Annotated in this window: 15 protein-coding genes; 7 read left to right on the top strand and 8 right to left on the bottom strand. The window is 65.2% G+C overall.

What is annotated here, in order from left to right; translation table 11 throughout:
* Positions 1-111: 111 nt before the first annotated feature.
* Genes KBX21_RS07215 through KBX21_RS07205 form a run of 3 tightly spaced genes read left to right on the top strand, consistent with a single transcriptional unit; the run spans position 112 to position 1,749 of the window.
* Positions 112-318 (top strand): hypothetical protein, encoded by a 207-nt coding sequence (locus tag KBX21_RS07215; RefSeq protein WP_210841395.1) that lies wholly within the window; start codon positions 112-114, stop codon positions 316-318.
* A 13-nt stretch (positions 319-331) separates the two neighbouring features.
* Positions 332-862, top strand: coding sequence for a DUF6879 family protein (locus tag KBX21_RS07210; RefSeq protein WP_210841394.1), 531 nt, complete (start codon positions 332-334; stop codon positions 860-862).
* Complete coding sequence (locus KBX21_RS07205) at positions 859-1,749, top strand: helix-turn-helix transcriptional regulator (RefSeq protein ID WP_210841393.1); 891 nt, start codon at positions 859-861, stop codon at positions 1,747-1,749. The genes KBX21_RS07210 and KBX21_RS07205 overlap by 4 nt, the downstream gene beginning before the upstream one ends.
* Positions 1,750-1,866: 117 nt before the next feature.
* On the opposite strand, the gene KBX21_RS07200 is transcribed toward KBX21_RS07205, so the two are convergent.
* The gene (locus tag KBX21_RS07200; protein ID WP_307869170.1) at positions 1,867-2,028 is read right to left on the bottom strand and encodes a DUF397 domain-containing protein; all 162 of its coding nucleotides are present in this window, start codon (positions 2,026-2,028) and stop codon (positions 1,867-1,869) included.
* A gap of 14 nt (positions 2,029-2,042) precedes the next feature.
* Positions 2,043-2,897: a DUF5753 domain-containing protein gene (locus KBX21_RS07195; RefSeq protein ID WP_210841391.1), complete on the bottom strand. Its 855-nt coding sequence runs from the start codon at positions 2,895-2,897 to the stop codon at positions 2,043-2,045.
* A gap of 238 nt (positions 2,898-3,135) precedes the next feature.
* Between KBX21_RS07195 and KBX21_RS07190 the strand changes: the two genes are divergently transcribed.
* On the top strand, positions 3,136-3,702 hold the full coding sequence (locus KBX21_RS07190; protein WP_210841390.1) for an ATP-binding protein: 567 nt from the start codon (positions 3,136-3,138) through the stop codon (positions 3,700-3,702).
* Positions 3,703-3,801: 99 nt separating this feature from the next.
* Complete coding sequence (locus tag KBX21_RS07185; RefSeq protein WP_210841389.1) at positions 3,802-4,125, top strand: hypothetical protein; 324 nt, start codon at positions 3,802-3,804, stop codon at positions 4,123-4,125.
* Positions 4,126-4,322: 197 nt separating this feature from the next.
* On the opposite strand, the gene KBX21_RS07180 is transcribed toward KBX21_RS07185, so the two are convergent.
* The 5 genes from KBX21_RS07180 to KBX21_RS07160 all read right to left on the bottom strand — a co-directional run bounded on the left by KBX21_RS07180 (position 4,323) and on the right by KBX21_RS07160 (position 13,933).
* A complete protein-coding gene (locus KBX21_RS07180) occupies positions 4,323-5,318 on the bottom strand; it encodes a hypothetical protein (RefSeq protein WP_210841388.1) in 996 nt (331 codons plus the stop codon).
* Between the two features lie 571 nt (positions 5,319-5,889).
* Positions 5,890-8,604 carry a site-specific DNA-methyltransferase gene (locus KBX21_RS07175; protein WP_210841387.1) on the bottom strand — a complete coding sequence of 905 codons (2,715 nt, stop codon included), beginning with the start codon at positions 8,602-8,604 and terminating at the stop codon, positions 5,890-5,892.
* Positions 8,594-11,656, bottom strand: a complete 3,063-nt coding sequence (locus KBX21_RS07170) for a BPTD_3080 family restriction endonuclease (RefSeq protein ID WP_210841386.1) — start codon at positions 11,654-11,656, stop codon at positions 8,594-8,596. Before KBX21_RS07170 ends, KBX21_RS07175 begins: the two co-directional genes overlap by 11 nt.
* A 196-nt stretch (positions 11,657-11,852) precedes the next feature.
* Positions 11,853-12,395: a hypothetical protein gene (locus tag KBX21_RS07165; RefSeq protein ID WP_210841385.1), complete on the bottom strand. Its 543-nt coding sequence runs from the start codon at positions 12,393-12,395 to the stop codon at positions 11,853-11,855.
* Positions 12,392-13,933, bottom strand: a complete 1,542-nt coding sequence (locus tag KBX21_RS07160; protein ID WP_210841384.1) for an AAA family ATPase — start codon at positions 13,931-13,933, stop codon at positions 12,392-12,394. Before KBX21_RS07160 ends, KBX21_RS07165 begins: the two co-directional genes overlap by 4 nt.
* A gap of 631 nt (positions 13,934-14,564) precedes the next feature.
* On the opposite strand from KBX21_RS07160, the gene KBX21_RS07155 reads away from it, so the two are divergent.
* Entirely contained in the window at positions 14,565-14,969 is a 405-nt protein-coding gene (locus KBX21_RS07155) for a hypothetical protein (protein WP_210841383.1), read from the top strand.
* Positions 14,969-18,673, top strand: a complete 3,705-nt coding sequence (locus tag KBX21_RS07150) for an AAA domain-containing protein (protein ID WP_210841382.1) — start codon at positions 14,969-14,971, stop codon at positions 18,671-18,673. The genes KBX21_RS07155 and KBX21_RS07150 overlap by 1 nt, the downstream gene beginning before the upstream one ends.
* Before the next feature lie 60 nt (positions 18,674-18,733).
* On the opposite strand, the gene KBX21_RS07145 is transcribed toward KBX21_RS07150, so the two are convergent.
* Positions 18,734-19,195 (bottom strand): hypothetical protein, encoded by a 462-nt coding sequence (locus tag KBX21_RS07145; RefSeq protein ID WP_210841381.1) that lies wholly within the window; start codon positions 19,193-19,195, stop codon positions 18,734-18,736.
* Positions 19,196-19,299: the final 104 nt, after the last annotated feature.

Below are 19,299 nucleotides of genomic sequence, written 5' to 3'. Positions count from 1 at the left end.
GCGGTGTCGGATTGCGCGAGATTGCGGCTGAAGAGAGGCGGAAGCCTGCTGCTGGAGCGGTTCGGCTCGCCATACTTGGATCCGCGTACCCCCTTACCGAAGGAGAAGAGCTTGAAGCTCCGTATGCTCGGTACCACCTCCCATGGCGGGAACTGTCCGACTCTGTACGAAACCGACTCAGGTGACATCGTCGTGCAGGGTGATCGCCTGACCGACCCCGAGGCTTTGGCCCAGCTGGCTGATGTCCTTCCGCACGAGGACTTCGTTGTGGTGCCCCGTGAGCTCCTGACCCGTTTCGCTCCCAAGGACCCCCAGTAAACGAAGGAGTAGCGTGACCGACCTCGTAACCGGTGAGGGGTTCAACGACCTCTTCCGCGAGTACCGCCACACCGCTTGGCGGTTGGAGACCAGGACTTTCTACGGGGTCCTGGAGGAGAACGAACCGTTCCAGAGGTGGCTGGTCGGCGATGACTCGGACATCAGCTGGTTTCAGCCGTGGCTGCGGATGATGCACAAGGAACTCGCTACCGGTAAACGAATGGAACGGGTCCGGCTGATCGACGACCCGCCCTCGGACTACCTGCGCTGGGAGCTGTGGGGTACCCCCTACAACCTCGGTGTGGGCGAGGACATCCGTTATCTGCCGCGTGACCATCCCATCGTCGCGGAACTGCCCGACTTCGACTTCTGGGTCTTCGACAGTCGCCGGGTCGCTCGCCTCGAGTTCGACGAGCGGGGGGATGTACTCGGCGCCTCACTGAGCGAGGAACCGGAGAGGGTACTCACCGCCTTGCAGGCTCGGGACGCGGCATGGCACCACGCACTGACCTTCACGGAGTACATGGCGTCCAGAGCCGTATGACCGACTACCAGGCAGCCCGTGTCTCCCTCGGAATCCGATTGCGCGAGCTCCGGGGAGAGGCCGGGCTGTCCGGCCGTGAACTGGCGTTACGCGCGGGTTGGCACCCCTCGAAGGTGTCCCGGTTGGAGCGCGGCAATCAGTCCGGGTCGGTGGAGGACCTGCGCACCTGGGCCGACCTGTGTGGACGATCGGAAACGGCCGAAGGGCTGATCGCGCAGCGGCGTTCGCTGGAGACGCACTACACGAGTTGGCGGCGTCGGCTTTCGGGCGGGAACCAGGCACGCCAGCAGAACGCGGTGGACCTGGAACGCCGCAGCAGGAGCTTTCGGATCTTCGAGTCCGTCTGCGTCCCCGGGGTACTACAGACCTCCGCCTACGCCCGGTTCATGATTCAACGAGCGGTCAATCTCTACGGGAGCCCGGCAGACGTGGAGGAGGGCGTCAGCAAGCGTCTGGAGCGGCGCCGCATCCTGGACGACCGGAACCGGGAGTTTCGAACACTGATCTGGGAGCCCGCGTTGAGCATGCGGCAGTGTTCGCCGAGCGTGCTCGTTGAGCAACTGGCAGACCTGACCGATTCCATCAGGAGAGGCCGGGGCGGGGTCGGCGTCATCCCCTTGGCAGCGACACTCACCGTGTCACCGATGCACGGATTCTGGATCTACGACGACAGCCGGGTACTGGTGGAGACGATCGGTGCGGAGCTGTGCCTGACCGATGCCGACGCCGTTGCGCACTACCAGAAGGTATTCGGGGAGCTTGCCCGCTCCGCAGTGTGGGGTGCGGAGGCGGTTCGGCTGGTGGAGGGTGTCCGGCGTGGGCTGGCCGCTGAGGCGGGTTCACGGGGTGAGGGCGCTGGGGGAGGCGCGGGGTCTGGTTTTGGGTGAGGTGGGTTGGGCTTGAAGCCCCCTGAGTTCGATGGGTTCGCGTGACCATGACGCGACGTCAGTTCCCTGCTCAGGGCAGGAGACTGACGTCGGTGAAGATCCTGTGCGGTGGCGGGGTCAGCCGCGCGTTGAGTTGAGGAAGGCGGACCACTCTGCAGCGGGGAAGGGGACGTGGCCCGTGGCGGGGTGCTTCGAATCGCGGACAGCCGCTCCACAAGGCAGGTCAGCGACCTCGACGCAGTTCTCACCAGCTCCGCTGTAGCTGCTCTTGCGAAACACGAGGTCAGTCACGATCAATCCCTTATCGACTCGGCAACGTCATGCACAAAGTCTATGGTTTCGGCCACTGTAAGAGCAGCGCTGCTTGCTTCACGCCACATGGCATCGTATCGACGGATCTCTTCCAGATCCTCCACATAAAGGGTGGATGTGGGTGTTTCGGAGTACCCGATGGTGGGGTCGTTGGACTCCGGGAACTCCATGATCTGGAAGCTGCCCAGGTTGGCAGCGTGTAGCCCCGCGGAGAACGGAAGCACCTGGATCGCGATGTTGGGTCGTGTCGCCATCTCCACGAGGCGGTGCAACTGTTCCCGCATGTTCGAGGCATCACCAGAGTGCCTTCGTAGAGCACCTTCATCGATGACTGCCGCATACTCCGGAGGGTGAAGGCGGTTCAGGATCTCCTGACGCTCCATGCGCGCCTGGATGTGGCGTTCGATGCGCTCCTCTGAGTAGGCGTTGGCACCCAAGAACACACCCCTCGTATACCCGGGGGTCTGCAACAGCCCGGGGATGACCTGCGCCTCGTAGACGCGAATGAACGCGGCCTCCACCTCGAAGGACGGCAGCCCAGCTGGACTAAAGACGTCCTTGTACTTGGACCACCAGCCCGGCTCAAGCGCATCCTTGGCGAGCTGGTGCATACCCTCCCAGACGCTCTTGTCTACCTGGTAGATCTCCGCGAGAGAGTCGATGTAGGCAGTTCGAATGCGCTTGAGTGCGGCCGTCTCCATCTTGCCCAGGGTTGCTCGCGGAACCCCTGATTTCCTGGCAGCGATGTCGAGAGTGTCCCCGGATTCCGCACGAAGGTCACGCAGGATGCGGGCAAGGCGGCGACGCCTGATGGTCGGGCTGAAGGAGGGCTTCATAGAGGCAATCTATCAAAAATATCTGGAGATTCTCCACATCACTTGACTTCAGAGAATCTCCAGAACATGATGGATGTGTAGCCAGTGACCGGAGCCTCACACACAGTTGACAGGATCTCTGACGCTCAGGCTACGTGGTGCCCCTTTCCCTCCGTGGGGAAAACGCGAAGGTCATCGGCCTTGCGGGCGCTCCCTCGACCCACTCACTGCTTCCGCCTGCGTAAGGAGTCTGTTCGTCATGCCCTTGCTCGCTCCCGTACCGCCGATGGCCCAGGTAACCATCGCCCTCCACGAGCTGGTGCCCCACTCCTACCGGCACTACTTCAATGGCCGACCTGACCGCCCCCACTACAGGACCCGCCGCTACGACTTCGGGGCCTCCCCGCTCTTTCTCCCGCTGGTGAGGGCCTTCCTGAACACCTGCGCCGCCGAGCAGAGCCCCGACTACCGCTACCTCTTCACCCTCATCGGCTCCGAACTCGCCAGCAACGCCCTTAAACACTCCCGGTCGGGACTTCCCGGACGCTGCTACCGGCTTCTGTGCGAACGGCACCGGGACGGACTGCGCGTGATCTGCCGCGACGATGGGGTCACCACTGACCGCATGATCGACATCAAGGAGCGCCACCACCTCACCGCCGACCCCGGCGGCCTGGACCCCACCAGCGACTCCGGGCGCGGAGTGGCCATGATCGACGCCCTGGCCACCGACTGGGGCGACAACGGCCGACCCGGCCACCGCGAAGTGTGGGGCTTCCTCGCCTACGACCTCCACGGCAGCGCCTGGCCCCACCTGACCCACTAGCCCCACGCACGAAAAAGGGCCCAGGAAAGCGGTGCAACGCTTCCCGGGCCCCAACACAACCCCGAATTCTAGACCTAGCGAAGTCAGAAAGCAGGATCAGTGACGCATCCTATCCCCGCACCCCGACCCTCCAACGACTCTCTCGGCCGAAACCCGCTCTGGGGCCCGGCCTGCACCAGCTGCGAACACCACTCCTGCCGCAGCCGCCGCGCCCAGCACCTGCCCCGCCTGGGCGGCCACTTGGCCGAATACCGCCCCGAGCACGCCCTCGCCGCCTCACTCCAGGCCCGCAACCCGCACCTGATCATCTGGTTCGGCGAGAGCACCATGTCCTACTGGATGGCCTCCTCCACCGGACTGTCCGAAGTCCCTGACGCTGGAACCCTGCAACGGCTCCTGACGCCGGGACCGGCCCACCGCTGACCCTGGCGACGCAGTCGGTGGCGAACCTGTAGTCCCTGGTCCTGCGCCGCAGGACCAGGGACAGTTTGTGCTGTTGAGGCTCGGTGAGGAGATAGAGCCGATCGGGCCCTCTGTCTACCAGCTGTGGTGCCAGTTGTTTCCCATGCGGGGAGCAGCGCTGTTGGCCTTAAAAGACGGAGAGGTCAGCGATCTTGCGTTCAATCACAGTGATGGCCGTTTTCAAGGCGTCTGTCCCGAGACGCTCGTCGATCAACTGATGGCGGTGGGGGCCATACCGAGGAGGCTGTCCAGGTTCGATCCCATCCTGGGAGAGGGTGGTAGAGAGTGTCTTCCATGTCTGGTGCCTTCTGCACCTGCCGGATCAGGCCGAGGTCCCGGAGCATCGCGCACCCGTCCTCGTAGGCGTCCCGCTTGAGGAAGAATCCCTTCTCTCTGGTGTCCGCATACAAGAACACTCGGGATTCCTCATGTTCTCCTGGGACCTGCCAACGCAAGAAGCGCAGCGTCAACCACGTGGCGATCTCCGAGGGGTGGAGGACATGGATCCATCCCTCGAGGAAGAAGTTGACGGGCATGCCGACGAACCTCTTCTGGCGTGGATCAGGGGTGGTGTACTGGCGGGGCGTGGGGTGGCTGCCACGGCCCATCTCGTCCATGAGTGTGAAGCGCTCGAAGTCCCGATGGCCGTGCGCGTTCTTACGGGGTACTTCGGCGAGCCCTTGCTTTTCCAGCGGCGTCAGTGCGCTATGGATCTGACGGATCTTCGCCGTGTTGGGTGTGCGGTGTTGTTTGACGTCTCTACGGCCGTAGCTGTTGGACCTGGAGCTGTAGAGGGTGTCGACCGCGATCAGATCGGTCCAGCCGTCCCGATCCCCCTCGCCATCGATGGGAAGGGCCTTCGTGAAAAGCGCTCCCGATGTGAGACGGCACTGAGCCTCGAAGAGACCGAGCAGGTAGAAGCGCTGGGCGATGCCGCGGGGGTTCAACAGGCGGGTAGCCGCTGGTCGTCGCAGTAGTTCGTTCTCGGTGTGCGCCTGAATGAACGGGACGCGCACCTGTACGTACGGAGGGCGACGCTGTGTGTCCCAGGTGCGCCAAAGGACCTGCTTGACACGCTCGTACTGCCCGTTCTCGGTATCCAGGGCTCGCACCCTCCGCAGCCGAGTGGCGAGCGCGTCAATATCTTTGCCCACTTTTCCATCTTGATCCCAACGCTTTGAACCGCTTTAGAGGCCAACATCACCGTAAGCGATAAAGGAGACATTAGGTGAAGCTCTGATGCGGATCAAAGCGAGGTCGCTCTCGCCTGCCAGCGTACTCGAGAACAGGGAAGCTGGGTCCATCGGCAGATGAGCCCACGGTATGAGAGCTGGTGTGCCTCGTCTGTGGCTGCGCGATACAGGTGACCCCGGCGGCATCCGGGGTCACCCCATTCTTACCGTTCCGGAGAATCTTGGAGGCAGAATGCCTGATCAGACTACGCCCTCCCACGCCGGATACCCCCAGCCAGGAGAACCGGGCCGCCTGCCGCTGCGCTGGGGGTCATCTTGGCCATGGCCTAGGTGCTGCCGCGATCGGCTTCCTGGCGGAAGGAGCTGTTGCCGCCATCACGCTCGGGGTAGGTACCGGTGGTGCTCTTCACGTGATTCTGGACTGACATGGAGAGTGCCCGGGGCGCCGGGAATCGGCGCCCCGGGTCCCGTTCTGAACGGACTGAACCTGACCACGCTGGTGGCGTGTTCACGCTGGACCGTTCTACCGGGGTCAGCTCACTTTGAAGACCTTCATGACCTCGTCGCCGTAGTCGTTGATCACCTTGACCGCGATCTTGCCGGTCTCCGGCTTCGCGAACGGTTGGGAGGTCGTGGAGTACAGCGAGGCCCAGGTGTCAGCGTCGATCTCGGCTTTCAACGCTGTCTTGAGCTGCTTGTAGGGATCGGCGCTGCCGGTGAAGTAGCAGTGCCGTACGAAGAACGACTCCTCGTTGTAGTCGGTGTCCACCATCCACAGCGCGATCTGGCTGGTGTCATTGCTGCGGATCTCGCCTGTGGTGGGGTCGTAGACGTCCACCCCGTTGAGTCGTACGACCACGCCTTCCTCAGTGTCCTCGACATCGATGTCGGGCTCACCGAAGACGGTGAACAGGTTGCCGGCCCCGGTTTTCTTGAGCTCTTCGCCCATGAGCAGGTCCGCGTTCATCCGTACCATGAGCACCGGAATACGCCCGAGCTTGCGAGTGGCCGCCACGTTGGCGAAACCTTCGTCCGAGGCCTCCACGGTCACGCCATCGCCCTCAGTCACTCCGGTGACTTGGGCATCGAACGCAAAGCCGAGAACGCACAGCAGGTCGACCCCGTCGGCGTTAATCGCTTCCCGTGCGGCCTTCTTCACGAACGCAGGGCTCACAGTCCCGTACTGTGGCCCGATCGCCAGCGCCACACGCGTCGCCGTGCCGTCCTCGCCGAGATCGGTCCGTTCACCGATCGCCTGGATGTAGGTTCCCGCGTAGTTCTCGAACGAGGAGAAGGCGATGCGTTCCTTGCGTCGGCCGTTCTGGATGCCTGCCTTGGCCAGGTTGTCCAGGATCGACTGCTCGAAGTTGGGTGCGTCGGCCTCCTTAGCGGCCGAGACTTCACTGATCGACTCTCCCAGTTCACCAGCGAATGCCAGCGAACGGTGAGGGCTTAGCGACTCCACCGTGAACGGACCAGCCACTCGGACCTTCTTCTTGTCCTCGTACGGCTTGTCGTAGAGCAGTTCGTAGTTGGCGTGCCGACGGATCGCCGCGTCGATTTCCTTGCGGCTCATCCCCTCCTGGATATCAGGATTGTTCGCGATCGACTTCAAGGTAACGTGTTGGACCCGCTCATAGACGAAACCGTGTCGGATGTCGTTCGTAAACTCCTGACGCGGGAGCGGTTTCTCAGCGAGCGCTTCTTCCTTCGCGTGGCCCTCGGCGGAGTCGGAGAGGAAATACCAGGGGTACTTCGCTCCCATTACCCGCTGACGTGCCAGGGCCAATGCGACCCGTGAGGTGTCGATGGTGATCCACCGACGGCCCCACTGTTCGGCGACATGTGCGGTGGTGCCGCTACCGCAGGTGGGGTCGAGAACGAGGTCACCTGGGTCCGTGGAAAGAAGGACACAGCGCTCGATGACGCGTGAGGCAGTCTGCACCACGTAAGTCTTCGGTTCGCCAAATCCACTTTGTCGGGTATCGTCCCAGGAAGCAGAAACTGCCTGATATGGAAAATCTTCGAAGTACCGGACGAAGCTCAAAGTCTTGCCAATCGGCATGAGGCGACCGGCATTCCTCAGCTTTTCCATTCCGGTTTTATTTGTTTTCCATCCGCCAGATCCTGGTCGGTAAATTGCTCCGTTTACTTCAATCGGGAAGACTGTTGTCTCGCCGACGCGGACGGTCTGTGAAGTCAGTGGATTGGCGCGGCATATTCGTGCGCCATCTTTGAAAAGTCTGTCTACATTTCGCTGCTCCTCGCGGTTTAGGGTGCGAATTGAACCATCATCTTCAATGTATCGATAGTTGCTATCATCTTCTACTGCGCGAGATTTGTAAGTGGGGCGAAATTTTGCCATTTCTTTGTTCTTGGCAAACCAGATGACGTAATCTGTGACGCCCGCGAGGAAATCTGATGTTTGTCCAGTAGTGGTTTTAAAGGTGATTTGGCTTACAAGGTTTTCTCGACCGAAGACTTCGTCCATTATGGACCGAACCAGGTGTACGTTCTCGTCGCCGATCTGGACGAAGCACGAACCCGACTCCGTGAGCATCTCCCGTGCGACAAGCAGCCTGTCACGCAGATACGACAGGTAGGAATGGATTCCCAGTTCCCAGGTGTCCCGGAACGCCTTGATTTGTTCGGCCTCCCGCGCTGCGTCTTCCAGCTTGCCATCTCGAACAGTGCGCTTCCTCGCCGACACCTGCCAATTGGACCCGAACTTGATCCCGTACGGCGGGTCGATGTAGACCATCTGGACCTTGCCGCGCAGATGCTCCCGATCGGCGAGTGAGGACATGACCTGGAGCGAGTCACCGAGGATCATGCGGTTCGACCAGTTAGCGGTGTGTCGGTAGAAATCCACCTGGTCGAGTTCGTCCAAGCCGTCGAAGTCATCGAAGAGCGTGAGCTCGGGCTCCTCCTCGGACCGCTCGGCGGTGCGGCGAAGGTTCTCGATGAGGACGCGAGGGTCGATCTTCTCCTGGATGTAGATCGGTGGGGCATCCACGACGAGATCATTGTCGTCGCCGCCCTGCTCGTTGGCCTCCGGGTACTTGCCGCGCCAGACGAGTTGGGGGTCCAAGCTCTCGTCGCGCTCGTAGCGCGCCTTGCGGACCGCCTCGACCATCTCTGGATCGACGAAATCGTGGGCGTCTGCGGTGGGGATGTTGGTCCGCTTGTCCTCGTGCCTGATGGCGTCGACGGGGGTCGGGCCCTGGGGGGATTTCTTACGCGCCACCAGCGCTCCTCACATGCATGTCGTAGTCGAGCAGGTCCGGGTCTCCGATGATCGGCTCGTCGCCGTAGAGCAGTTGGATCGCCTCGGACAGGCGGGCCTTGAACGAGAGGGGATCGGTCATCTCGATATAGCCCCACCGGCCGAAACCACCATGGTTATTCACCGCGACGCACCAGGAGTCTCGGGCAGTGGCGGCCTTGGCCCGGGTCGGGCCGGGGCTCTTCTGGCTGCCGGAGACCTCTACGATCAGGTAGCGGTCGAAGTCTTCATCTTCCGGGCGATGTATCCGGACCAGGAAGTCCGGCACGTAGGAGTGGGACCGGCCCTTGTGCACGTACGGGATAGAGAAGCCGAGGTGGTCATTCTTCACGTAGGCCGCGACGTCCTGGTTCAGCTCCAGTTCGCTCGCCAGCAGCTGCTCCCAAGTGTTGCCGAGCCAGCCGTCCAGAGTCACATGCGAGACCTCGGACTTCTCCGCCGGCACCGTGGCCTTGCGGGTATGGAAGTAGACCCCTTCGGTGGATCCTTGGGGATCGAACCTGTTCAGCATTGGCCGTAGGCGGTCTCGCCGGTTGCCGACGTAGCGGGTGATCGCGTTCCAGATATGGTCGGCGGCCTGGACCTGTGCCTGGGTGATGGTCATCAGGTAATCGAGACTGTAGCCCCTGTCGATCGTCACCCGATGATCGATCCACTCACGGCAGATCTCGACGAGCCTGGGGAAAAGCCAGGGACGCTTGTCCTCGGCAGTGTTGAACCGGGAGTCTAGGATGCGTTTGGCGAGTGCGAAGGCCACCTCCTGGCGCCGATAGGTGCGGTCCTCGCTCAGGTCGTGCTCACCTTCGCCGATGACCCCTTGGACCTCCACCCAGCGAGGCACCGTGTCCGGACCGATCGCGAACCTCTCAGCCACATCGAGGTTCAGATCCATCTCCTCGTCCGGCACCTCGACCCGGTAGCCGTCCAGCTTGGGGAAGGTGATCCGGAGGTGCTCCCGACCCTCCAACGAGCGGACCTCCTGGACCGGTTTGGGAGGCAGGGGATCCTTGGTCGGTTTGTCCGAGGGGATGAACTGGAAGGGGATGCCGTAGACGTTGGCGTACTCCGGCTCGAAGAAGCCCTCGTCGTTGACCGCGTAGGAACGACGCCGCAGCCCTCGGCCCACCACCTGCTCGCACAGCAGTTGGCTGCGGAAGGGGCGGACGCCAAGGATGTGGGTGACGGTGTTGGCGTCCCAGCCCTCGGTCAGCATGGACACGCTGACCACGCAGCGGACCTGCTCACCGAGCCGTCCCTTCTTGCCGACGGTGTTCATCACCTCGCGCAGGAGGTCTTCCTCGGTGATCTTCTCGACGTCGGCACCCGGGTAGCGGCGGCGATACTCCGCCTGGAAGGCTGCGATCTCGGCGGCTGCGGCCTGCTTGAAGTCCTTCTTCAGGCCTTCGCCGGATTCGAGCGCCCTGGAGTCGATGAGGATCGTGCGCGGCCGGGCCAACGGCTTGCCGTTGACCACGTTGCTGAGCAGCTCCAGGTTGCCGGGCGTGTGGGCCATGACCGCGTCGTCCTTCACGACCTCTTGGCCTGCGATCCACTCGTATACGAGCCTGCTCACCGTGGTGTTGGGGCAGACCACGATGAACACCGGCGGAGGCTCATCATGCTGTTGCAACGAGGTCTCCCAGTGTTGGAAGGCCTTCGTGTAGCTGCGGTGCAGGCTGTGTAGAGCGCCTTCCAACTCGGGTTCGGGAATCCAATCCTTCACCGTGTTCTTCGGCGTCTTCTTCGGTAGCTTGTCGCCGACGAAGTCCCACAGCCGTAGGTAGGTGACCAGCTCATGGCGCGCGTCGTCGTCCACCGGGGTACGGGGGATCTTGACGATCCCCGACTCAATCGCGTCCATCAGTGAGAAGTCACTGATGGTCCAGGGAAAGATGTAGCCCTCGTTGTAACCGGAGCCCTTGAGGTAGAACGGTGTGGCCGAGAGGTCGATGATCTGTTTGATGCCCGCGTGTTTGGCCACCGCCTGTAGGCCGCGGAACCAGACCCGGGCCTCCTCGTTGGCCGCCTGCTCGTCCTTGTCGAGCTTGGTGCTTCGCCCGGTGGAGGACAGCGGACGGTCCCGGTAGCAGTGGTGGGCCTCGTCATTGAAGACCATGACCTGCTGCTTGTCCGAGCCACCCAGGTCACGGAGCACCCGGCTCACCATAGCCTTCGGGGACTCCTTGAACGAGTCTTCCTTGCGGTCGCCCTTGAGGAGCAGCCGGGTATTGCGGGCTACGCCCTGGATCTCCTTGGCGTCCTTGAGTTGGAAGGCGTGGTAATTGGTGATCGCAATCCGGGCATGGGCCAGACTGCCTTTGAGGTCCGCCGGGATCAGATCGCGCTGGCCGTAGTAGTTCTCCGGCTCCTCGGGGAGCAGCACGCGCAGGCGGTCCCGGATCGTGATCCCAGGTGTGACCACCAGGAACCGACTGGTGAATCGCGCGTCTCGCGGTGACTGCACCTTGTTCAAGGTCTGCCAGGCGATCAACATCGCCATCACGACCGTCTTGCCAGCTCCTGTGGCCATCTTCAGCGCGGCACGAGGCAGCCCTGAGTTGTGCGCCTCGTTCTCCGGTTCCAGACGCCGGCGCCAGTCGGTGTAGCCGTGACGACCGGCGACCTCGGTGAGGAAGATCGCGGTCTCCGCCGCCTCGCGCTGGCAGAACAGGACCCGGTTGTCCCGGTCCGGGTCAGCCCAGTGCTGGAGTAGCTTGCGACTGATCGGAGTGACTCCTGGGTACTCGCCACCGCGCCGCCACCGGGCGACCTCCCGGCGCAGGTCATTGATCAGAGTGTTGCGCTCCCGGCGCTCACCGGTGACGTCGAAGTCGAACTCGATCTGCTCGGCATCCTGCTTGCCCTTCTTGGACACCGCGATCGGGATGAACGACTCGCTCGGGCGCCGTCCCTCCCGGACCTCGCCCGTCGGGCCCTGCGGACCGATCTCGTAGTAGCGATCCGGCTGCTCATACGGTGAGTTGAGGATCGGGTTATCGATCACTTCCGTCATATGCGCGCCGCCCAATCCCTTGACATCGGGGCCATCCTAACGAGATCTGAAGGCTGAGAAGAATCGGTAGTTAGTCCCTCGTCCCAGGACCAACACGAGCAGCTTCATAGCATGGAAACGAGGATCGGTGCGGACCAAACTCTCCAACCGTAGAGCCGTGCGTCCGAGCGGTGCGTTCGCGAAGACCGGATCGCGGTCAGTTCCGCACGGCCTCGGCGATGGCGTCGACCTGGGATAGCAGGAACTCCGGATCGGTATCCAGATCGAGGACGTGCTGGTGCACGGTCACGCCCGGATCGCCGTATAGCTGGTGTCGTTGCGCCGTGGTCCCCGGTCCCGCCGCGTAGACCAGGTGTCCTTCGGAGAGGCCGAGGCGGGTGCAGTAGGCCAGTATCTGGTAGAGCTCACCGGTGTGGCCACCTGCGTCCCGGCTGCGCTTGTACTTGGCGTCGATGACACCGCCGGGCACCCCGGCCCCCGCGAACTCGTAGACGAGGTCGGGGCGGAGCTGAGCGGTTTCCGCATGGTCGAGGTGGAAGCGCCGGTCCTGCAACAGACAGCGTCCGCCGCTGGAGCGCAGGGATTCGGAGAGAGCGCGGGTCACGAAGTCCTCGAACACCTGCCACATGCGCAGGACGAGGCCGTCGGCCACCATGGTCCGGTTCTCCCCGAACTCGTAGGAGCCCGACCTCAGGATGAGCTCGGCCAGGCGGATCGGGTTCTGGAGACGGCTGTTCAAGCGGCTCGGTCTCCAGACGGGCCGACACGGAAGTCGTGGTCCTCGATCCGGCTGTTGAGTTCGTCCAACAGCAGAGCCGGGGTGTCCGGCAGAGCGTGATGTTCCAGCCAGCGTCGCAGGACCGACGACACCGGCGCGGAGCTCGGGTGCAGTTCGGTGAACCAGAAGCGTCGGCGCATCGCCGTGTCGACGAGAGCGATCGAGCGGTCCGCGGTGTTCATCGTGCCGATGATGATGAGGTTCTGGGGGAGGCCGAACCCGGGGTCGCCCTCGGAGCCGTAGAGAAGGCGGACGGATCTGTTCCGGTACTCCAGCAGGAAGTAGAGCTCTCCGAAAACCTTGGCGAGGTTGCCGCGGTTGATCTCGTCGATGATGAGGACGAACGGTTCCGCGGGGTGCCGGCGAGCGGCGCTGGCGAGCGTGCGCAGCGGACCGTGGGTCAGAGTGAAGCCTGCGGATCGTTCCGCGTCACCGGGGTGCGGCCGGTACCCCTCGAAGAAGTCCTCGTAGGAGTAGGACGGATGGAACTGGACGAGTTGGACGTTCTCCGGTCGGTCACCGGTGAGGTGGCGGGCGAGTTCCTGAGCCACGTACGTCTTCCCGGTGCCGGGGGGACCGTAGAGGACGAGTTGGGGTCTGTCGCTCAACAGCGCGACGCACTCCTCGAGCCATTCCCGGTCCATGAACACGCCGCGGGCCAGCTCCTCTGTGGGAGGAGGCAGAACGGCTTTCACCGGTGTCGAGGGACGATGCGAGGCTCCGGAAAGGAGCTCGTCCAGTTCCTTGGAGAAGCCGGTGAGGTCGAGCAGGTCAGTGTTGGGTGTGCCGATTCTGGACGCGAGTTCGGTCGAGAGATCCGCGAACACGTCCAGCGGCGAGGACCGGGTGTGCCAGTCAACGCGACGTACCAGGTGGCCTGGCAGGGACAAGACATCGGTTTCCAGCTCGTTATCGGACACCGTTCCGAGGTGGACCTGCCGACCCACGTTGGTCAGGAGAGTGTCCCCGGCGCGCATCTTGGAGACGAAGCTGTGCAGCGCGTAGCTCAGCTGGTCGTGTTCCCTCACCGACCAGTGCGGCAGTAGCTGCTGCACGGTGTCGCGCACCTCGGCTTCACCCACCCCTGTGCGCAGGGTGTCGGCGCCTGCCGAGGGTACGGCGCAGATGCCGCGCGCCAACCAGAGCGCATCGACGCTCGAGTCACCACCCACGCCTGTGCTGCGGAGCAACCAGGCCCTCGGAGGAACGCTGATCTCCTCCTGCATGTCTCCCTGCGTGGTCGATCGGAGCAGGTCCCGCAACTCCTTGAGGGAGACACGGTGGCTCGTGAGTGTCCACCCTCCGGGCCCGAGGATGGCATCCGCCTCCAACAGCTTGTTGGCCTCGGAGTTCTCCCGCTCGGTGAGATGCGCCGAAGCCGGGAACCTGGCTTCCTCGTCGAGAACGCGGTGCCATCCCTCGGGGCGGACCGCGGAGAGGTGCTGGGCGAAGCACTCCTCCTCCAAGCCCGTCAACGCGGCGAGATCGGGCAGAGCCACCCAACCTTCTTCAGGCAGGGACTGGAGCACGGCGTAGGCGCCTTCGTGCTCGCTCTGCTTCCGCCTCCACATCAGGTACCGAGTTCGGATGAGGCGGAAGAGCTCACTTCCGTCAGTCGTCTCAGAAAGAATGTGCAGGCCCGCTCCTGTCAGCGTCCAAGTGCCGCTGCCGTCCTTGCGTACCCAGCCGGCCTTGACTGCTTCGGTGGCAATCCATCCCATGTGCATGGAGGGGGTGGTCGTGCCTTCCACCACCTTGACCCATTCCGTTTCCAGGCGGGGAATCGAGCCGCGAACACGGTCCTGGACCGAGTTCTTGTGGAGGCCCTCCGGATTCTCACTCAAGACCTCGAACAGGGCACGTGTGATGCGGGCGCTGAGTTCGCTTCGGGACGCCACGTGGTTCGCCTTCCGGGACAGGGGGCACCGCCGGGGAACGAGCGTACAAGTCGCATAGATGCCTGTTGTGCAGTCGTGGCCCTCGCAGCGCGTTCCTGTGTCCTGTGGCCGGTTCCGGTCAGTGGCCGAAAGTCCCTGACGAACGACGGTTCCGGCTGGTAAACCTGCGTGGCGGAGTGTCAGCGGGTCGTGACGGAGCGGCCCCTTGCAGGGGAATCGGGAGAACGCGCGCGTGGAGCCGAGCGAGCTTGTGGCCAGGGTCGACTTCGACGAGGACGTCACGGAGGAAGAGGCGGAGCAGCACACCCGGGACCTGGTGCTCCTGCTGGAGGACCTGGACGTCGACGAGGTGGGTGTGGCGGAGGGCGACTCGGTGACGGGAACCAGGTCCGCCGACCCCGCGCTGCTCGCGGGGGCTGTGGTGCTGGCGGGTGCGTTCCTCAGGCCCGTGCTCGCCGCTCTGGTGACGCTGTTGGGGCAGTGGATCGAACAGAGCGGTCAACGGTCGGTGACGGTGGAGCTCGGCGACGCCAAGGTCACCGTGAAGGGTCGCGTGGGCACGGGGGAAGTCGAGGCCTACGTGCGCGCGCTGAACGAGGGGCGCAAGACCCAGGTGACCGCGAAGGACGGTGACTGATGCGCCGGACAGCGATCCTCATCGGGGTGAACCGTTACGACGACCTGGCGCCGCTCGACTCACCGCACGAGGACGTCCGCGCCATCGAACGGGTCCTCAAGGCCAACGGGCACTACGACCGGGTCCAGCCACTGCTGGACCCCACCCGCAACGAGGCCATGGAAGCCCTGGAGACGGCGCTGTCGGAGGGCAAACCCGACGACCTCCTCCTGGTCTCCTTCTCCGGGCACGGGGTCAAGGACAAGCGGGGGCGGCTGCACCTGGCCCTTCGGGACACGCGCCGCAAGCGCCTGGAGACGACCGCGCTGTCCGCGGAGGTCCTCAAACGGTTGTTGGAGGACTCCCGGATGCGCAGCAAGGTGCTGTTGCTGGACTGCTGCCATGGAGGCGCGTTCGCCGACGGGTTCGCGACCCGGTTCGCCGGTGGAGAGGAGGCCGAACCCCTTGACCTGGAGCGCCAGCTCAGCGATGGAGCGGGGACCTACGTGATCGCGGCCTCGGGCGCCCTGGAGCTGGCTCGGGAGGGTGACAACAGCGCGGGTGTGCGTCCGTCTCCGTTCAGTGCCTCCGTGGTGCGCGGGCTGGCGGGGGCGGCCACCGACTCCAACGGCGACGGGTGGATCGACGCGGTCGACCTCTACCAGCACGTCCACCGCGAGGTCGACCACGTCGAGGGCCAACGCGTCACGGTCTCATCCCTGGGTGTGCGCGGGTCACTGGTGCTGGCCCGGCACACGGGGTCGGCGACCGCCGCTGATTTGCCGAAGGCCCAGGCCGGAACCGGGGAAGCGGGGAGTGCCGGGCAGGAAGGCGCGGAGGCTCCCGCGGGGGAGGCGGGCCGCGGCGGGCACCGTGCGGGCGGTGTGTGGGGCTGGGGTCCCTATCTCGACTACCTGCGGGACTGTCTGATGAGGCAGAGCGTGCTGCAGCAGCTGCCGGACGCGAGCGGGCGGGACGCCGCTGTCTGCGACATGGGCTCGGAGGTGCTCCTGAGCAGGGCGGCGGACCGGTGGAGACTGGCCGGGAGGGCGGAGGGCCTCGCCCGGGAAGCGGTCGACGAGGGCCGCCCCCTGCGCTACGGCTATCCGGCGGTCCTCTTCGATCCGGTGCGCTCCGAGCGCGGCCGTGGTCGCAAGGCCAAACTCGCCCCGCTGTTCGTGATGGACGTGGAGGTCGAGGAGGAGGGCGGCGTGCGCTTCCTGGTTCCCGTCGGTGAGCCGGAGCTCAACCGGGAACTGTTGGTCTCGGCCGCCGACCTGGACGAGGGCGACATCGAGGAACTGGTCACCTGGTTCGAGGTCGACTGGGACGGGGGAGGGGTCTCGGGCCTCGCCGACAAGGCGCGCACGGTCTGCGACCGTCTGAACCTGGCCAGGGTCGACGATCTGATCGCCGGGGAGTTGCGCGCGTCGTTGGACGTCCGGCACGGTGCCCGACGGGGCGCCCAGAACGCCGCCGTCCTCTACCGGGCAGACCCCGCTGGTGCGGCGGTCAAACAGCTGCTCGGCGATCTGGACCGGAGCGGCGGAGGGATCCGCCTGGAGACGATCGACAGGACCGCGCTCGCGACCCTGTCCGGCCCCTCACCGAACACCGGTGGCGAGGATCCGGTGCTGCCCGTCGTGACCGGCCGCAGCAACACCGCGCAGGAGGAGATCCTCGCCTCCGCCATGAGCCGGGTGCTGACCGTGGCCACCGGCGCTCCCGGAACCGGCAAGAGCGAACTCATCACCTCCGTGGTCACCACGGCCGTCGCGGCGGGCCAGTCGGTTCTGGTCGCCTCCACCAACAACACGGCCGTGGACGAGGTGGTCTCGAGGGTCAACAAGCTCGCGCCGGACGCGGATCTGATGGTGCGCACCGGCAAGCAGGAACACCGTGCCCGTGAGTCGGAGATCCTCAACGCCCTGATGGCCGCCGAGTGGGGTGTGGCGGATGCGGCCACCGCGCACGCACGTCTGGTGGTCCACCAGAGGGGGTTGGACGCGGGCCGTCACGAACTGGCGGAGGCGGAGCGGACCGAGCGGCGGCTGGCGCTCCTGGCCGAGGCCCGGAACCGGCTGCGGCGGAGCCTGCCGACGGCGGTCGGTCCGTCCGTGTTCGAGAGGCCCCGGGACCGGAGCCGCTGGACCCGCAGGGTGGAGGCGTCACTGGAGTCACGCTGGACGGGCTGGTGGCACCGGTGGCTGACGCGTCGGGGACTCGGCATCCCGGGGACGGACCAGGAACTGTCCAGCGTCCTGGCCTACCTGACCACGGAGAACGAGTGGTGGGAGCTGCGCGGGCGGGCGGAGCGGGGAACGAGCCCCGAGCAGACGGTGGCCAGGATGCGGGGCCTGAGCGAGCAGCGCCGCGAAGCGAGCACGGAGTACCTGCTGGGCAGGGTCGCGGACTCACTGCGCAGGGGGAGGGCCGTCGTCGAGGCGCGCCTGCGCAACCTCGCCTCGGGGCAGAACGGCTGGAAGGGCATGAAGGCGCTGGTGCGCACCGTGCCCGCCTGGGCCACCACGTCACGTTCGGTGCGCGGGGTCTTCCCTCCCGAACCCGGGTTGTTCGACCTGGTGGTGATCGACGAGGCCAGTCAGTGCACGGTCGCTGACCTGGTGCCGCTGCTCTACCGTTCGCGTCGGGCCCTGGTGATCGGCGATCCCTACCAGCTGCAACCGGTCAATCCCATGACCGCGCAGGACGACCGTCGGATCCTTTCCGTGCATGGGTTGCCAGCGGCGGAGACGGAGGAGCGCTCGCTCTCCTTCGGGGGCTCCTCCGCCTACCACGCGGCAGCGTCAGCGCTGGTCGCGGGCGGTGGCGAGGTTCTGTGGCTCGACGAGCACTACCGCTGTCACCCCGACATCGTCGGGCCGGTGAACCGGCGCTTCTACGGCGAACGCCTGGCGGTGCGCACCAACAGCGCCGCTCTCGCCGCGCCGGGTGACCCCGCTGTGCAGTGGATCGATGTGCGTGGTGCCTGTGAACGTCCCGGAGGACGCTCCTGCCTCAACCGGGAGGAGGCGGAGTCGGTGCTCGACCTGCTCCGTAAGCTGTGGCGATCCCTGCCTCCGGAGGCGAGCATCGGAGTGGTCTCGCCGTTCGCCCCGCAGGTCCGTCTCATCGAGGACAAGCTCGGGGAGGGTGCAGCCGACCGTATCCGCGTGGGCACGGCTCACCGGTTCCAGGGCGGGGAGCGCGACGTCGTTGTCGTCTCACCGGCCGCGGCAGCCGGTGTGCACCGGAGCAGCGGGAACTGGGCGCGCCAGCAGCAGAACCTGTGGAACGTGGCGGTCACCCGCGCCCGCTCGCGCCTGTACGTGGTCGGCGACCGCGAGTACTGGGCCGAACAGGGCGGGCTGTTGGGAGACCTCGCGGCGCAGGAGGAGGCCTCGGGCGTCGGTGCGCTCGACGAGGCTGGCAGCCGGCTGTTCGAGGCGCTCACCGTGCGCGGAAGGGCCCCAAGGGCCAGCCACCGCATCGAGGGGTACTCCTGTGACCTTCTGGTGCCGGGGGAACACGCCGATACGGCGGTGATCGTCGACCGCTCCGGTGTCGGTTCCACGGCCGCTCCCGCTCCGGGGCGGACACTCCAGCGGGTCCTGGACAGGGCGGCCCTGTTCGAGGAGGTCTCCGGTGCGCGCACGGTGCGCGTACCCGCCTGGCGGTGCCTTGCCGAACCCGAGACGGTGGCGGGCGAGCTCATCGGCGGTTGAGCCGGGCCGAGCTCCTGGAATGTCTCGGCCCCCCGCTCTCAACGGGCGAGGGCGGCGATGTCAGGGCTGTTCGGGGTCGCGGTTCCAGTAGTGGCCGCAGACCCCGCCCGCCTCTTCGGAGAGCGTGGTGGTGAGGTCGGGGTCCCAGCCCTGCTCCAGGAGCCAGGCGCGGACGTCGTCGCGTTCCTCGCGGATGCGCCGGTAGGCGTCCCGAACCCCCGCGTACCGGTCCCCGCGTTCGGGGCGTTCGCGCCGGAGGTCGCGGCGGGCCTTGGTGATCGTGCGCCCGTAGTACTCCTCGATCACCGCGGCGGCGTTGAGGTGGCTGAGGAAACCCCGTTCCTGCCAGTCGGACAGTTCCCGGGCGCGCAGGAGCTCCACCTCCCTGCCGGTGCCGCCTGGATCGCCGCCCGAGGCGCGCGCGGCGCGAGCCGCGCCCTGGGTGTTCTCCAGGCGGCCGGTGAGGAACTCCTCGATGGCGGCCAGCGCCGTGGATTGCGTGGCCTGTCCGTCCGACGCCATGGTCGCCTCCGGTCTCGGTCCTGTTCGGTGCGGGTGTGTGACTGCTTGTCACCCACGCCCAGGTTCGCACGGCGGCGGAGACGAGCGGTACGCGGCGGCGGGCC

It is taken from the genome of Nocardiopsis sp. B62 (genome assembly GCF_018070675.1).
GTDB classification, from domain to species: domain Bacteria; phylum Actinomycetota; class Actinomycetes; order Streptosporangiales; family Streptosporangiaceae; genus Nocardiopsis; species Nocardiopsis prasina.
The sequence above is the reverse complement of the archived record's forward strand: the minus strand, read 5'-3'. Positions and strand labels throughout refer to the sequence as shown.

Coding starts and splice junctions, on each gene's coding strand:
- KBX21_RS07205 (WP_210841393.1), top strand. CDS start 859: ATGACCGACTACCAGGCAGCCCGTGTCTCCCTCGGAATCCGATTGCGC.
- KBX21_RS07195 (WP_210841391.1), bottom strand. CDS start 2,897: ATGAAGCCCTCCTTCAGCCCGACCATCAGGCGTCGCCGCCTTGCCCGC.
- KBX21_RS07190 (WP_210841390.1), top strand. CDS start 3,136: ATGCCCTTGCTCGCTCCCGTACCGCCGATGGCCCAGGTAACCATCGCC.
- KBX21_RS07170 (WP_210841386.1), bottom strand. CDS start 11,656: ATGACGGAAGTGATCGATAACCCGATCCTCAACTCACCGTATGAGCAG.
- KBX21_RS07150 (WP_210841382.1), top strand. CDS start 14,969: ATGCGCCGGACAGCGATCCTCATCGGGGTGAACCGTTACGACGACCTG.
- KBX21_RS07145 (WP_210841381.1), bottom strand. CDS start 19,195: ATGGCGTCGGACGGACAGGCCACGCAATCCACGGCGCTGGCCGCCATC.